This window comes from Streptomyces sp. LN549 (assembly GCF_043203805.1).
GTDB lineage: Bacteria > Actinomycetota > Actinomycetes > Streptomycetales > Streptomycetaceae > Streptomyces.
The window spans coordinates 8777437-8792552 of sequence record NZ_JAZHRI010000002.1; the positions used below are offsets into that span (position 1 = coordinate 8777437).

Annotated in this window: 11 protein-coding genes; 9 read left to right on the forward strand and 2 right to left on the reverse strand. The window is 71.6% G+C overall.

Annotated features, from left to right (window positions below; translation table 11 throughout):
• Nucleotides 1–6 precede the first annotated feature (6 nt).
• Together SH922_RS38820 and SH922_RS38825 are read right to left on the reverse strand one after the other, a co-directional pair.
• Nucleotides 7–1482, reverse strand: a complete 1476-nt coding sequence (locus tag SH922_RS38820) for a sulfatase-like hydrolase/transferase (protein ID WP_393063200.1) — start codon at nucleotides 1480–1482, stop codon at nucleotides 7–9.
• Nucleotides 1479–2444, reverse strand: a complete 966-nt coding sequence (locus SH922_RS38825; RefSeq protein ID WP_350998743.1) for a TauD/TfdA family dioxygenase — start codon at nucleotides 2442–2444, stop codon at nucleotides 1479–1481. The genes SH922_RS38820 and SH922_RS38825 overlap by 4 nt, the downstream gene beginning before the upstream one ends.
• Before the next feature lie 586 nt (nucleotides 2445–3030).
• Here SH922_RS38825 and SH922_RS38830 point away from each other — a divergent pair.
• From SH922_RS38830 to SH922_RS38870, 9 genes are all read left to right on the forward strand, one after another.
• On the forward strand, nucleotides 3031–4236 hold the full coding sequence (locus SH922_RS38830; protein WP_393063201.1) for an ROK family protein: 1206 nt from the start codon (nucleotides 3031–3033) through the stop codon (nucleotides 4234–4236).
• Nucleotides 4237–4336: 100 nt separating this feature from the next.
• The gene (locus SH922_RS38835; RefSeq protein WP_315986294.1) at nucleotides 4337–4408 is read left to right on the forward strand and encodes a putative leader peptide; all 72 of its coding nucleotides are present in this window, start codon (nucleotides 4337–4339) and stop codon (nucleotides 4406–4408) included.
• A 330-nt stretch (nucleotides 4409–4738) separates the two neighbouring features.
• On the forward strand, nucleotides 4739–6328 hold the full coding sequence (locus SH922_RS38840; RefSeq protein ID WP_393063202.1) for an ABC transporter substrate-binding protein: 1590 nt from the start codon (nucleotides 4739–4741) through the stop codon (nucleotides 6326–6328).
• Between the two features lies 1 nt (nucleotide 6329).
• Nucleotides 6330–7274: an ABC transporter permease gene (locus SH922_RS38845; protein ID WP_393063203.1), complete on the forward strand. Its 945-nt coding sequence runs from the start codon at nucleotides 6330–6332 to the stop codon at nucleotides 7272–7274.
• Between the two features lie 4 nt (nucleotides 7275–7278).
• Nucleotides 7279–8166, forward strand: coding sequence for an ABC transporter permease (locus tag SH922_RS38850; protein WP_393063204.1), 888 nt, complete (start codon nucleotides 7279–7281; stop codon nucleotides 8164–8166).
• Nucleotides 8163–10019 carry a dipeptide ABC transporter ATP-binding protein gene (locus tag SH922_RS38855; protein ID WP_393063205.1) on the forward strand — a complete coding sequence of 619 codons (1857 nt, stop codon included), beginning with the start codon at nucleotides 8163–8165 and terminating at the stop codon, nucleotides 10017–10019. The genes SH922_RS38850 and SH922_RS38855 overlap by 4 nt, the downstream gene beginning before the upstream one ends.
• Nucleotides 10020–10114: 95 nt before the next feature.
• On the forward strand, nucleotides 10115–10930 hold the full coding sequence (locus SH922_RS38860; RefSeq protein ID WP_393063811.1) for a formylglycine-generating enzyme family protein: 816 nt from the start codon (nucleotides 10115–10117) through the stop codon (nucleotides 10928–10930).
• Nucleotides 10927–12759: a sulfatase gene (locus tag SH922_RS38865; RefSeq protein WP_393063206.1), complete on the forward strand. Its 1833-nt coding sequence runs from the start codon at nucleotides 10927–10929 to the stop codon at nucleotides 12757–12759. The genes SH922_RS38860 and SH922_RS38865 overlap by 4 nt, the downstream gene beginning before the upstream one ends.
• Nucleotides 12756–15071 carry an arylsulfatase gene (locus tag SH922_RS38870; RefSeq protein ID WP_393063207.1) on the forward strand — a complete coding sequence of 772 codons (2316 nt, stop codon included), beginning with the start codon at nucleotides 12756–12758 and terminating at the stop codon, nucleotides 15069–15071. The genes SH922_RS38865 and SH922_RS38870 overlap by 4 nt, the downstream gene beginning before the upstream one ends.
• Nucleotides 15072–15116 lie beyond the last annotated feature (45 nt).

Below are 15116 nucleotides of genomic sequence, written 5' to 3' on the forward strand. Positions count from 1 at the left end.
GGACCGTCAGGGGCGCGGACGGTGACCGAACCGCACGCCCTCCCACGGTGCCCCGGCCGGGAACGATTCCGCGCGGCGCTGACCCGGCGGGCGCGCGACCGCCCGCTCGATCTCCGGCTTCGCGTCCTCGATCCGCTCAAGCCAGCCCAGCAGTTCCCGGCGCAGCTCGTCGGCGACCTCCCGGTGCGAGTCCAGCCCGGCGAGGTTGTCCAGCTCGTAGGGGTCGGCCGCCAGGTCGTACAGCTCCGTCTCCGTGTAGTGGTCCGCGCCCGGATCGTTCCAGGCGTCCGCGCCCGGCGCGTCCACCACGTACTTCCACCTGGAGGTACGCACCACGCGCCCCACCCGGTCCTCGCTGATCTGGACGAACACGGAGCCGGGCCGGCCCGGATCAAGGCCCCCACCGGTCAGCGGAAGCAGGGAGCGCCCCTGGACGCCATCGGGAACCGGGAGGCCCGCGGCCGCCAGCAGAGTGGGCATCAGGTCCACCGTGCCGACGGGCCGGCGGACGAGCCCGCCGCCACTGAAGCCCGGCCCGGTGAGTGCGAGCGGCACACGGACGGACGCCTCATGGGCCGAGCGCTTGTACTCGCTGTTGCGGGTACGGAAATGGGAACCGTGATCGGCCGTCCAGGCCAGCACGGTGTTCTCCTCGGTCCCGATGCTGCGCAGGGCGTCGCGCAGCCGCCCCACCCCCTCGTCGACCCGCTTGATCTGCCCGAGGTATCCGGCCAGATGGCGGTGCGCACCGCCCTGCGGGGCGTCGGGTGCGAGCGCGGCGAGGTCCGGGGGCAGCCAGGCGCCCTCGTAGCGCTCGCGGTAGCCCGCCGGAGCCGGGTAGTCGTCGGTCGGATTCTGGTGGTGCGGCTCCAGCAGGGAGAGGAACAGCAGGTACGGGCGGTCGTGGTGGTCGGCCACGAAGCGGATCGCCGCGTCGATCAGGGCGTCCGAGCGGTACCCGGGCAGCCGGACGGCATCCCCGTCCGCGTCGTACACCACCGTGCGGTAGGCGTCCGAGGTGAACTCGAGCCGGTCCGAGGCGAGCCAGCTCTCGTAGCCGCCCCGGCGGCCGGGTGCCACCGGGCCGTCCGGCTGGTCGTCGCCCGCCAGATGCCATTTGCCGATGTAGCCCGTCGCATATCCGGCCGCCGCGAACTCCCCGGCGAGTGTGGGGATGTCCTGGGGAAGCGGAAGCCCGTTGCGGAAGACACCTGTGGCAGTCGGGAAGCGGCCGGTCTGCAGCGCCGAACGGGCGGGTGCGCAGACCGGGTTGGGGGTGATCGCCTGCTCGAAAAGGGTGCCCTCGCGGGCGATCCGGTCGAACTCGGGGGTCACCCCCGCCCGGTTGCCGTGCACGCCGGCCGTGTCCCAGCGCTGCTGGTCGGTGAGGATCACGATCACCTGCGGCGGCGCCCCGGCGGGCGGCGGCGCAACGCCGCCCGCCGGGACCGGTGCCTCACCGTGCGGGGTGGTCCCGCTCATGCGCCCGCCGTCTGGGCGGCCTGGGCCGTCGAGGCGCCGGAAGCGATCCCGAAGGACGGGTCGGGCACCGCCTCGGGGCTGATGAGGGTGGAGGAGCGGCCGTCGGTGCCGACCGGGACGTCGCCGTCGATGGTGACGCGCCGCAGCTTGCGCTCGTGGGTGTCGGAGTCGTCCACGCCGTAGTGCTGGGTGGCGCGGTTGTCCCAGATGGCGACGTCGCCCACCTGCCAGTCCCAGCGCACGGTGTTCTCCGGGCGCTCGATGTGGGACTGGAACAGATCGACGAGAGCGCGGGAGTCACTCCCGGTCAGCCCGCTGATCCGCTGGACGAAGTTGCCGAGGAGCAGCACACGTTCGCCGGTCTCGGGGTGGACGCGGACCACCGGGTGCTCGGTGAGGAACTTCGTCGAGGTGAACACCTCCCGGTACTTGGCGAGCGCCTCCGGCCGGGCGGTCGGACGCAGGGCGACGTAGTCGTAGTCGTTGGAGTGGACGGCCCGCAGACTGTCGGCCAGGGTGCGCAGCTGCTCCGGCAGCTCGGCGTACGCGGCAGCGGTGTTGGACCACAGGGTGTTGCCGCCGTACGGCGGGATGACGACGGCGCGCAGGATGGAGAAGGCCGGGTAGGCGGGGACGAAGGTGACGTCGGTGTGCCACTGGTTGGCCCGGCCGCCGTGGTCGGAGTCGATGCCCAGCGAGTAGCGTCCATCGGCGGACGGGACGGTCGGGTGGGCGACCGGGGTGCCGAGCAGTCGGCCGAACGCCTCGTGGCTGTCCTCGTCCAGGTGGTCCTGGCCGCGGAAGAAGACGACCTTGTTGGCCAGCAGGGCGGCCCGGACGGCCGCGACGGTCTCGGGGGCCAGATCTCCACCGAGGCGGACCCCGGAGATGACGGCGCCGATGCGACCGCCGAGCTTCTGGACGGTAACGGCGGGTGCAGGGGCGGTGGTTGTGGAAGTCATGGCAGATTCCCTTCGAAGGACAAGCTCGTACGTCGGCCGATCCGGGAGCCCGGTCGACGGTGAGTTGATTAATTTGGGAGCGGAAGAAATGAGGGTGTGCGGCGGCCGCCTGCGGACGGGTGCTGTCCGGGAGCGGAGGTATGGGTGGAGAGCCGTCCGGAGGGCGGTGCGGGGGCAGCCTGGTCAGGCGGCGGTACAGCGGCCCGGACACGCGGGCGGCATTGCGGTGCGGCCGGCGCGGGCGGGCCGCGCATCGGTAACGGCCGTCGCGAACATGTTCCGGAGACTCGCAGCGCCCCGTGGCGTACGTCAAGCGCCCTTCCCCGCCCCGCGGGGCGCCCGGCAGTGGTTCAATCGGCCCCTGCGCGGGGCCCGTACCACCTCCGGACAGGCGTCGCGAAATCACCTCTGAGCTGCAGCTTTTCCTGCCGTGCTGAGGGGTCTGCAGACCCGGCTCCGGCGCCGGGCGCGAGCCCGGAGACGAATTCACGCCGCCGTAACGTTGCGGCCGTCCCTGTGTCGCAGGACCTGAGGGCGGCGCCCATGACACCTGAGGATGGCCCCCATGACACCTGAGGAAGGCCCCATGACAACTGCCCCCCATTTCTTCCGGGCGACCGGTGACGGCCGGCGCGAGGCCAACGCCGCCACGGTGCTGCGCACCGTGCTCGACCACGGGCCCGTCGCGCGCCGGACCATCGCCGATCTCTCCGGGCTGAGTCCGGCCGCCGTGTCCCGCCAGTGCACCGACCTCGTAGGCCTCGGCCTGGTACGGGAGTTGCCCGAGCTGGTGGCGAGCAGTGGAGTCGGCAGACCTCAGATCCCGGTCGATCTGCACACCGGTGAGAGCGGTGGGCCGGTCGCGGCCGGAGTCCACATCGGCGTACCCGGTTCGACGTTCGGCCTGCTCGACCTGCGCGGGCGGCTGCTGGCCCGCCGCGCCCTCCCGCATGACGGCATAGCGCCGGGCGAGCTGTCGCTCCGGATCGTCCAGGGGCTGCGTGCATTTCTCGGCGACGTGGGTCGCGGACGGCGCCTGCTGGGTGTGGGCGCCGCTCTCGGGGGCTGGGTGGACCCGGTCACGGGGACGGCCGTGCGGCATGACGCGCTCGGCTGGCATCAGCGGCCGCTCGCCGCCGAACTCGCCCGTGGCCTGGGCGGACTCGATGTGCGGATCGACAACCACGCCCGGGCCGTCGCCCAGTCGGAGATCCTCTTCGGCCGGCCCGCGGCACGCCGCAGCCTGGTCCACCTCTTCATCGGGAACGTGGTCGACGCCGCCCTCGGAATCGCCGGCGTGGTCCACCAGGGACCGGGGTCCGGAGCCGGTGACGTGGCGCATCTGCCCGTGCCGGACTCCACGGCCATCTGCCCCTGCGGGCGGTCCGGCTGCCTGGAGGCGACCGCCTCCAACACGGCCGTCGCGCAGACTGCCGTGCGCCGCGGGATCGTGCCCGAGCCGGACGCGTTCCTGGTGGTGGACGCCGCGGCGTCCGGCGACCGGCGCGCGGACCGGCTGCTGCGAGAGCGGGCCCGCGCGGTCGGCCGGGCGGTCGCCCTGCTGCTCGATGTCCTCAACCCGGATCTGGTCGTGGTCACCGAGCACTCCAGCCTCGTCAATCCGGACTACCTGGAGGAGATCCGGGGCGCGGCGGTGGACCACTCCCATGTCTGCCGGGACCCGGAACGGATCGTCAGTCCGCATGCCGGGACAGCCGTCATCCCCGTTGCCGCGGGCACCATCCTGCTGAACCCGCTGTTCAGGAGCCCGCTGACCGCGTCTCAGCGGTAGCCGCTCGTCAGGGGCGGCAGGGGGCTCCGTACCAGGATCCGGACAGACCGGGTTGACCGTCCGGCGAAGCCACTGTCATATTGCTCCCGTGAACCCGGATATGCGCCTCGTCTCCCGCAGGCACGTCGACCTCTGTCGACAGGCCAGCGCGGTCTGTGCCGTCCGCAACTGACCCGGACCATCTCTTCCGCGGGCCCGTCCCGGGTGTTCGCAACGCCTCGCTGATACCTCACCGACGGAACGACGCTCCTGGCCGGAGCCGGTTCCCCGAGGTCCGGCGCCGCGTTACGGCCTGATGCGCCGCAGCCCACCCCTTCATGCTCCGACACGCGTCTTCGTGTGCTGCCGGCACTGATCCCGCACGCCCTTGAAGTGCCCCCGAACTGTGCCTCCTTCGGGTTGCACCACCTCGGCCTTCAATTCCTCCCGCAGCGGAACCAATGCGCGAGTGCGTCGCGCTGCACGTCCCTTCACCGTCCTCCACCGTCACAGGCAGGCTTCGATGACCGAGCTGTACCCCCTCACGCCCGGACCCTCCCGGCGCACGACACTGCGCGCCGCCGGAGGCGGCACCCTGCTTCTCGGACTGGGCCTGGCGGGCTGCCGCTCGGCGGTTTCGGAGGCCTCATCCGCTCCGCAGGGCGCGAGCGCCGCTCCCAAGCGCGGTGGCGTGCTCAACGTCGCCGTCAACAGCGACTTCACGCCCGCTCTGGTGTTCTCCCAGAGCGGTCAGTCCCTCCAGCACCGGCTGATCTACAACACCCTGACCCGCTATGACGACCGGCTCAGCCCGAAGCCGGAGCTCGCCCGCTCCTGGACGTACGCCAAGGACGGACGCAGCATCACGCTGCGGCTGCGTGACGACGTGACGTTCCACAGCGGCCGCAGGTTCACCGCGGACGATGTCATCTTCGCCGTGAAGAACCTTCAGAACCCGGTCCGCGCCGCCCAGTTGCGCTCCACGGCTGCCACGGTCACCGGATTCGAGAAGCGCGGCGACCATGAACTGGTGCTCAAGCTGGCACACCCGGTGAACAACCTGTTCGACCTGTTCGAGTTCATGATCATCGCTGATTCGGAGACGGTCGAGGACGCCGTCACCGGAAAGCAGCTCATCGGCACCGGCCCGTTCAAGCTGAAGAAGTGGAGTCCCGGCTCCGGTCTGAGCCTGACCAGGAACGACACGTACTGGCAGGCCGGGCGGCCCTACCTCGACGGTGTCGAACTGCGTGTCATACCCCAGGCCGACGCCCTGATCTCGTCGCTGCGCTCCGGCCAGTCCCAGCTCTCCTTCAACGTGCCGGGCAAGAGCCTCGGCGTGATCAAGAGCGATCCGCACCTCACGATCAGCGACTACGACACAGGCGGCGGCGCCGTATACCTCGGGGTCAACACCACCATCGCCCCACTGAACGACCGGACCGTCCGCCAGGCCCTCGCCTGGGCCGTCGACCGCGACCGGCTGCTCGCGCAGACGCTCGGCGGCTACGGCCTCGCCTCCGCCGCCCCCTGGCCCAAGTCCTCGCCCGCGTTCACCGAGGCGCACCGCACCCACTACTCCCACAATCCCGCCAAGGCCCGGGAGCTGCTGAAGTCCGCAGGGCACAGCAAGCTGGAACTGCCTTTGCTCCACCTTGCGTTGCCCAGCGAGACGGCGATCGCCGAATCCCTCCAGTACGACCTCAAGCAGGTCGGCGTCCACGTCACGCTCCAGCCCACCGACCCGGCCACCGGCCAGAAGAAGCTGATCTCCCAGGACATGCCTGCCCTGTGGACCATGGGGCACGGCTTCGCCCAGGTCCAGCCCTCCACCCTCGCGGTGAGCGCCTATCCGTTCAACGAGGCGAAGAACACCTCCAAGTACCGCTCCGCCGCGTACACAGAGGTGGTTCAGGAGGCCTGGACCAAGCCCGAGTCGAGCGCCGCCGAGGCCAACGCCCAGCACGAGAAGATCTCTTCCATCCTGCTCGACGAGGCGTTCCTCATCGACCTCGTCGTCCGCGGACAGGTCCAGGTCGCCGCCGACGGGCTGCACGGGGTCACGCTGAACAAGTTCTCGTACCTCAATCTCGACGACGCCTACCTGGTGTGACATGCGCAGCTATCTGATCCGCCGGCTGCCGTCGGCCCTCCTCGTCCTGATCGCCGCCTCCTTCCTGATCTTCACCATCCTGCGACTCGTCCCCGGCGACCCGGCCACCACCCTCGCGGGCCCCGACGCGGACGCGGCGACCGTCGCCGCCATCCGGGACCGGCTCGGCCTCGACGCACCCCTGCTCTCCCAGTACGTCCACTGGATCGGCTCACTGCTGACGGGCGACCTCGGACCCTCGTACGCGATCGGCGGCCAGACCGCCGACCTGATCGGGGACGGGCTCGGCGCCACGACCGAACTCTCCCTGGCCGCACTCCTGTTCGTGGTGGTGCTCGGTACGGCCTTCGGCGTCCTCGGGGCCACTTCCCGCAGCCGCTGGATCCGCACCGCGGTCCGGGTGACCACGACCGCAGCCCTGGCCGTGCCGCCCTTCGTCAGCGGAGTCCTGCTGGTGCTGCTGTTCGCCGTGATCCTCGGCGTACTGCCCCCGGGCGGCCGGGTCGCCTTCCTGACCGCGCCCGACCTCGCCGCGCAGTACCTGGTGCTGCCCGCACTCTGCCTGGCACTGCCCAGCGCCGCCGTACTCGGCCGCTACCTCAAGGACGGCATCGAACGAGGACTCGCCGAGGACTACATCCGTACCGCCACCGCTGCCGGGGTCGCCCCGCGCCGGCTGCTGTGGCGCCACGCCGTGCCGAACGCCCTCCCGCCCGTCGTCACCCTGCTCGGCATGCAGGTGGGGCACCTGCTCGGCGGAGCCGTGCTCGTCGAGGCGATCTTCGCCTGGCCGGGCCTCGGCCAGCTCGCCGAGCAGGGCCTCCAGCGCCGGGACTACCCGGTCGTCCAGGATCTCCTGCTGCTCCTGGTCGCCGTCTTCGTCCTCGTCCAGCTGCTCACGGACCTCGTGTATGCCTGGCTCGACCCCCGGATCAGGTGGGAGTAACCCCATGACCTCGACGACCGACCTCCTCACCGCCGGCCCGCCCCCGGCCGCCCGCAAGGCGCGCGGCCGGCCCCGCAACCGCCACCCCTACCGCAGTGCACTGTCCACCGCACGCGCCCGCACGGGTCTCGTCCTCGTCGGCGCCGTGATCCTCGCCGGGCTGCTCGCGCCGCTCCTCGCCGGACACGGACCCACCGACCAGAGCGGGCAGAGCCTCGCCGGCCTCGGCACCCCCGGACATCCGCTCGGCACCGACGACCTGGGACGGGACCTTCTCAGCCGGGTCCTCCACGGCATCCGGGCCGACCTCGGCATCATCGCGCTCGCCGTACCCCTCGGCGCCGCACTCGGCTGCCTGTTCGCCCTCGTCGCGGCTGCGCACCCGGTGGCTGACACCGTCGTCCAACGCGTCTTCGACCTCCTCCTCGCCTTCCCCGGACTGATCCTGGCGCTCGCCGTCACCGCGATCCTCGGCCCCGGGCGCCTCCCCGTCGTCCTCGTCATCGCACTCGCCGAGATCCCGGCGTTCGGACGGCTGTTGCGCGGCGGGATCCTCGTCCAGCGGGAGCGGGAGTACGTAACCGCCGCCCGGGTCGGCGGCAGTTCCGGCCGCCGGGTGCTGGTCCGGCACATCCTGCCCAACGCCGCCGACCCGCTCATCGTCCAGATCGCCGTCTCCCTGACCGTCGCCGTCTTCATCGAGGGCGCGATGAGCTTCCTGGGCGTCGGGGTGCGGCCGCCGGAACCCACCCTCGGATCCGTACTCAGCCAGTCCATGCCCTATCTCGCCCAGGCCCCGAACTTCGCCGCGGGCCCCCTGATCACCGTGACCGCGCTCGTCCTCGGACTCTCGCTCATCGCCGAGGCGCTCAACCGGGAGATACGCCGATGACCGCCCAGGAGCTGCTGCAGGTCCGCGACCTCGGTGTCGAGTTCACCGCCCCCGACGGCTCGGCGCTGCGCGCCGTCCGCGGCGTCTCGTTCACCCTGAACCGGGGCGAGACCCTGGCCGTCGTCGGCGAGTCCGGCTCCGGCAAATCCACCACCGCACTCGCCCTGACCCGCATGCTGCCCGGCACCGGACGCATCACCACCGGGACCGTGCGCCTGGACGGCCGGGACCTGGCCGCCGCCACCGAGCAGGAGCTGCGCGCGGTGCGCGGCGCCCGCATCGGCATGATCTTCCAGGACCCGATGACGGCCCTGAACCCCGTCCTGACGGCCGGCCGCCACATCGAGGAGGTACTTCGCGCGCACGGCAACCGGGACAAGGCCGCCCGCCGGGCCCGCGCCGTCGAACTCCTGGACCGGGTCGGCGTCCCGGAACCGCACCGGCGCGCCGACGACCACCCGCACCAGTTCTCCGGCGGCCAGCGTCAGCGCATCCTCATCGCCATGGCCCTGGCCGGCGAACCCGACATCCTGCTCGCCGACGAGCCGACGACCGCCCTGGACGCCACCGTCCAGGACCAGATCCTCACCCTGCTGGCCGACCTCAACCGCGAGACCGGCACCGCGCTGGTCCTCATCACGCACAACATGGGTGTCGTCGCCCGGGCCTGCGAACGCGTCCTGGTCATGTACGGCGGCACGGTCGTCGAGGACGGCCCCACCGCCGAGGTGCTCACCCGCCCCCGCCATCCGTACACCGCCGGGCTCCTCGCCGCCGTACCCCGCCTCTCCACCCCCTCCGGCACCCGGCTCACCGGCATCCCCGGCAGCCCACCCGACCTCACCCTGCTCGGGGACGGATGCGCCTTCGCCGACCGCTGCACGCTCGTCGAGGACCGCTGCCGTACGGCGACACCCCCGCTCACCCGGACAGCGGACGGGGTGCACGTCGCCTGCCTGCCCGCCGCCGGGCGCACCGAGCCCCTGCCCGCCACCGCCCCGCCCACCCGCATCGACCGACCGGCACCCGGCGCAGTCGTCCTGGAGGCCGAGGGACTGCACAAGACGTACAGGTCGCGCGGTGCCCGCCGGCACGCGGTCCCCGCACTCGACGGCGTGTCGCTGACCCTGGCGGCAGGGGAGACCCTCGGCATCGTGGGGGAGTCGGGCTCCGGGAAGTCCACCCTTGCCCGGGTGCTGGCGCACGCCCACTCCGCCGACGCCGGCAGCATCCGGCTGCGCGGCGAGGACATCACCCGGCCCTCACGGCGCGCCCTGCACGCGGTGCGCCGCCAGGTCCAGATGGTGTTCCAGGACCCGTACGCCTCGCTCAACCCGCGGATGACGGTGGGCGAGATCGTCGCCGAACCCCTGATCGCGTTCGGCCTGGGCGACCGGGACAAACGGGAGGAGCGGGTGGCCGAACTGCTGCGCCGGGCCGGTCTGGACCCGGCGGTCGCCGACCGCCATCCGCGCTCCTTCTCCGGCGGCCAGCGCCAGCGCATCGGCATCGCCCGCGCGCTCGCCCCCGAACCCTCCGTCCTCATCTGCGACGAACCCGTCTCCGCGCTCGACGTCTCCGTCCAGGCGCAGATCGTCGCCCTGCTCACCGACCTCCAGCGCGACCTGGGCCTGGCCCTGGTCTTCATCGCGCACGACCTCGCGGTCGTCCGGCAGGTCAGCCACCGCATCGCGGTCATGCACCAGGGCCGGATCGTGGAGACCGGCAGCGCCGACGAGGTCTGCGAGCACCCCCGAGACCCGTACACCCGCGCCCTGCTGGCCGCCGCTCCCGAACCCGTACCCCCTGCTGCCCGGATCGTACGGACGCAGAAGACGGGAGCACTCGCGTGACCGCGTGCTGCGCCCCGGGCCGCCCCTGTACGGGAGTGCTCCCGCTGCCCTCGGTGCGCCGCGCGGCCCCTCCACCGGCCGTCGCGCACCGGGCCATGGCCGAACTGCCCGGCGGAGTCTTCCGGATGGGCGACGCCTTCGGGGAGGGCTACCTCGCCGACCGGGAAGGGCCGGTGCGCGAGGTGACCGTGGCCCCGTTCGCCATCGACACCACCGCGGTCAGCAACGTCGACTGGACCGTCTTCGCAGAAGCCACCGGCTACCGGACGGACGCCGAACGCTACGGCAGTTCCTACGTGTTCCATCTCCTCCTCGCCCCGGCCGCAGGGCGCCACGTCATCGGCCGGGTGCCGGGCGCCCCTTGGTGGCTGGGCGTCGAGGCGGCGTCCTGGCACGCACCCGAGGGGCCGGGCTCCGGCATCGCGGACCGGGCCGACCACCCCGTCGTCCACATCTCCCACGACGACGCCCGGGCCTACTGCGACTGGGCCGGACTGCGGCTGCCCACCGAAACCGAATGGGAGTACGCAGCCCGCGGCGGCCTCGACGGCGCCCGCTATCCGTGGGGTGACGAACTCACCCCCGGGGGACGCGAGATGTGCAACATCTGGCGCGGCCCGTTCCCGCACCGGTCCGACCGGCCGGGCGGCCGCACGGGCACGGTCCCGGTCACCGCGTACGAACCCAACGGATACGGCCTCCACAACACCTCCGGCAACGTCTGGGAGTGGTGCGCCGATGCCGCCGGACCGGGTGAACGCGTCATCCGCGGCGGCTCCTACCTGTGCCACGCCTCGTACTGCAACCGCTACCGGGTCGCCGCCCGCTCCCACAACACCCCTGACTCCTCGACCGGCCACGGCGGCTTCCGCTGCGCCCGCGATCTTCCGGAAGGACGAACCAGGCAGTGAAGGCCGTCATGGTGATGTTCGACAGCCTCAACCGGCATCTTCTGCCGCCGTACGGCGCCGACTGGATCCACGCCCCGAACTTCCGCCGCCTCGCCGAGCGTACGGTCACCTACGACACCTGCTACGCGGGCTCCATGCCGTGCATGCCGGCCCGACGCGAACTGCACACCGGGCGCCACAACTTCCTGCACCGGGGCTGGGGACCGCTGGAGCCGTTCGACGACTCGATGCCGGAGATCCTGAAGCGGCACGGCGTCTACACCCACCTCGTCAGCGACCACCAGCACTACTGGGAGGACGGCGGCGCCACCTACCACGGCCGCTACAGCTCATGGGAGTTCTTCCGGGGCCAGGAGGGCGACGCCTGGAAGGGGCAGGTCGCGGAGCCCGAGATCCCCGAGGACCTGCGCACCACCCGCAACGACCTGTGGCGTCAGGACTGGGTCAACCGCCGGTACCTGGACACCGAGGCGAAGCAGCCTCAGACCCTCACCTTCGACGCCGGCCTCGAATTCCTGCGTACCAACCACGCCGAGGACAACTGGTTCGTGCAGATCGAGACGTTCGACCCGCACGAGCCCTTCTTCACGCAGGACCACTACAAGGACCTCTACCCGCACGACTACGACGGGCCGCACTTCGACTGGCCCGACTACAACAGGGTCACCGAGACGAAGGACCAGGAGAACCACGCCCGTTACGAGTACGCGGCGCTGCTCTCCATGTGCGACCACTCGCTCGGCCGGGTCCTCGACGCGATGGACGAGCACGGTCTGTGGGACGACACCATGCTCATCGTCTGCACAGACCACGGCTATCTGCTGGGGGAGAAGGGGTGGTGGGCGAAGGTCGTCACCCCCTGGTACAACGAACTCGTCCACACTCCGCTGTTCGTGCACGACCCGCGCCGCCCGGAGCGGGCAGGCAGCCGTGACGACGCGCTGGTCCAGACGATCGACCTCGCCCCGACCCTTCTCGACTTCTTCGGGGCCGGCCGCACCCCGGACATGCAGGGCCGGCCCCTGCGCGAGACCGCGGAGTCACGGCACCCCCGGGAATCGGCCCTCTTCGGCATGTTCGGCGGCCATGTGAACGTCACCGACGGCCGGTACGTCTACATGCGGGCCTGCCACGACGACACCAACCGGCCGCTGTACGAACACACCCTGATGCCGACCCGGATCCGCGGCCGGTTCACCCCGGCGGAACTGTCGGACCTGACCCTGGCCGAACCGTTCGCCTTCAGCAAGGGCGTACGCACCCTCAAGATCGCCGCCAACCCCTCCCCGCTGCTGGGGCCGCAGCGGTTCGGCACGCTCCTGTTCGACCTCGACACCGACCCGCAGCAGGAGAAGCCCCTCGTCGACGACGCCGTCGAACTGCGCATGATCCGGCTGCTGGTGGAGCGGCTGGCAGCGAGTGAGGCGCCCGCCGACCAGTACGAGCGGCTCGGTGTTCCGCGCGACCCCGGCGAAGTGGGCGAGGCCCATCTCCTGGTCGCCGCCCAGCGCGAACGAGCGGAGACGGCGCGCGAACCCGCCGCGCGCTCCGACGAGTTCACCGAGGGTGCGCTCAACCTCCGTACCCCGCTGGCGCAGCTGCTGGCCGAGCCGGCAGCCACCGAGGCGATCCGGCGCATCGTGCCGGGCCTGCTGGACACCGAGCTCCTGACCGTCCGCGGCGCCGGCACCCTGCTCCAGATCGCGGCCTTCGCCGGGCACCCCGGGCGGGCTCAGCTCACGGCCCTCGCCGACGAACTGGCCCGCCTCTTCCCGGCTGCCCCGACGCACTCCTCCCCGACGCACGACCACGGAGACCCACGCCGATGACTCCCAGCACCCGACGCGACCCCTACGAAGGCTTCGCCGGCCGGATCGGCCGCACCTTCGCCGAGTCCGAACCCGCCTGGTCCCCGTCCCGCACTCCGGGGCACAAGGCCCCCAACATCATCGTCGTCCTCGTCGACGACATGGGCTACAGCGACATCGCCCCGTTCGGCTCCGAGATCGCCACCCCCACGCTCACCGCCCTGGCCGAGGACGGCGTACGCCTCAGCAACTACCACACCATGCCGCTGTGTTCGCCGGCCCGCGCCGCTCTCCTCACCGGCCTCAACCCGCATCGCGTCGGCTACGCAATGGTCGCCAACTCCGACCCCGGCTTCCCGGGTTACGGCATGGAGATCGCCGACGGCATCCCCACCCTCGCCGAACTGCTCCACGACTCCGGCTACGCCACGTACGCCGTCGGCAAGTGGCACCTCGTCCGCGACTCGGCGTCCAACGCCGCCGACGACCGGGACAACTGGCCGCTGCGCAAGGGCTTCGACCAGTACTACGGCGTCCTGGAAGGACTCACCAGCCTCTTCCACCCGCACCAGCTCGTCCGCGACAACAGCCCGCTGGACATCGACGAGTTCCCCGACGACTACTACTACACCGACGACATCACCGACCAGGCGATCTCCATGGTGAAGTCACTGCGTGCCCATGACCCCGACAAGCCGTTCTTCCTCTACCTGGCGCACAACGCAGTCCACGGCCCGCTCCAGGCCAAGGAGGAGGACATCGCCCGCCACCGGGGCCGCTACGACGACGGCTGGGACGTACTGCGCGAACGCCGCTTCGCCGCCCAGCTCGCCGACGGGCTGCTCCCGCCCGGCACCGAGCTTCCCGACCGCAACAGCGAGGCCGGCCTCGACGTGCCTGCCTGGGCGAGCCTCACCGGGGAGCAGCAGAAGCTCTACGCCCGCTACATGGAGGTGTACGCGGCGCTCGTCGACAACATCGACCAGAACCTGGGCCGTCTCACCGAGACCCTCGAGGCGCTCGGCGAGCTCGACAACACCGTCATCGTCTTCACCTCCGACAACGGTGGCACCGGGGAGGGCGGTGCCGAGGGCACCCGCTCCTACTTCAGCCGTTTCGTCCACCACCCCGCCCTGCCGGGCGACTGGACCCCGGACGTCGACCGCGACCCGGAACTCATCGGCGGCCCGCGCAGCCTGGTGCACTACCCGCGCGGCTGGGGCATGGCCTCCAACACCCCGTTCCGCCTCTACAAGGGACACACCTACGCCGGCGGTGTCCGCGTCCCCTTCGTGCTGTCGTGGCCGAAGGGTGCCCGCGAGGGCCGGCTCGCTCCCGGCCTGCGGACGCAGTACCAGTACGTCACCGACATCGCCCCCACCCTGCTGCGGCTGGCCGGTCTGGAGCGGCCCGTCGCCCGGCGGGGCGTCACCCTCCAGGAGCCGGACGGAGTGAGCTTCGCCCCGGTGCTCGCCGACGCGGCACACGCCTCCACGCACCCCGAGCAGTACTGCGAGATGACCGGCAACCGCAGCTTCTACCGGGACGGCCACAAGCTCGTCACCCTCCACCGTCCCGGCACGCCCTACGACGACTCCGAATGGGCCCTGTACGACATACGGACCGACCCGACCGAGATCCACGACCTGGCCGCCGAACGCCCCGGCCTCGTCAAGGAACTGGCCGCTGCCTGGGAGGAAGCCGCCTGGCGCAACGGCGTCTTCCCGCTGCCCGACGGCAGTGGGGCGCTCGCCCGGCGCAACCCGGCCGAACAGCGTCTGGCCCGTCCGCTCACCCTGCTGCCCGGCACCCCGGAACTGGAGCGCTACCGCTCCTCCCGGCTGGTCGCGCTCCGTTCCTTCGAGATCGCCGTCGTGATCGACGAGACGGGGGAGGGGGTACTGGTCTCCCACGGCGACCAGGGCGGTGGTTACAGCCTGTACGTCGAGGACGGCCGGCTCCGGCTCGCGTACAACGAGTACGGCGTGCTCCACGAGACCGACGCCGGCCCCCTGGCGCACGGTGAGCACGTGATTCGTCTCGTGGCTGCGGCGGAGCAGGGCCTGCGCTGGAGCTTCACGGTGGATGTCGACGGAGAGGTGCGGGCCACCCCGCCGAGTGTGCACCAGCTCATCGGCATGGCCCCGTTCCAGGGCATCAGCGTCGGGATCGACCGCAAGTCGCCCGTCTCGTGGCCGCTGTTCGAGCGTCATCGCTCCTTCCGCTTCCAGGGTCGGTTGCACTCGGTGACCTACAGCCCGGGGGAACCGGGGCCCGATTCCCCGGAGGCGGTGGCCGCAGCGCTCAAGGAAGCGGCGGCGGCGTTCGAGTGAGACCGCGCGGCCGGGGCCACATCGGCTGCCCCGGCCGCGCCCGGC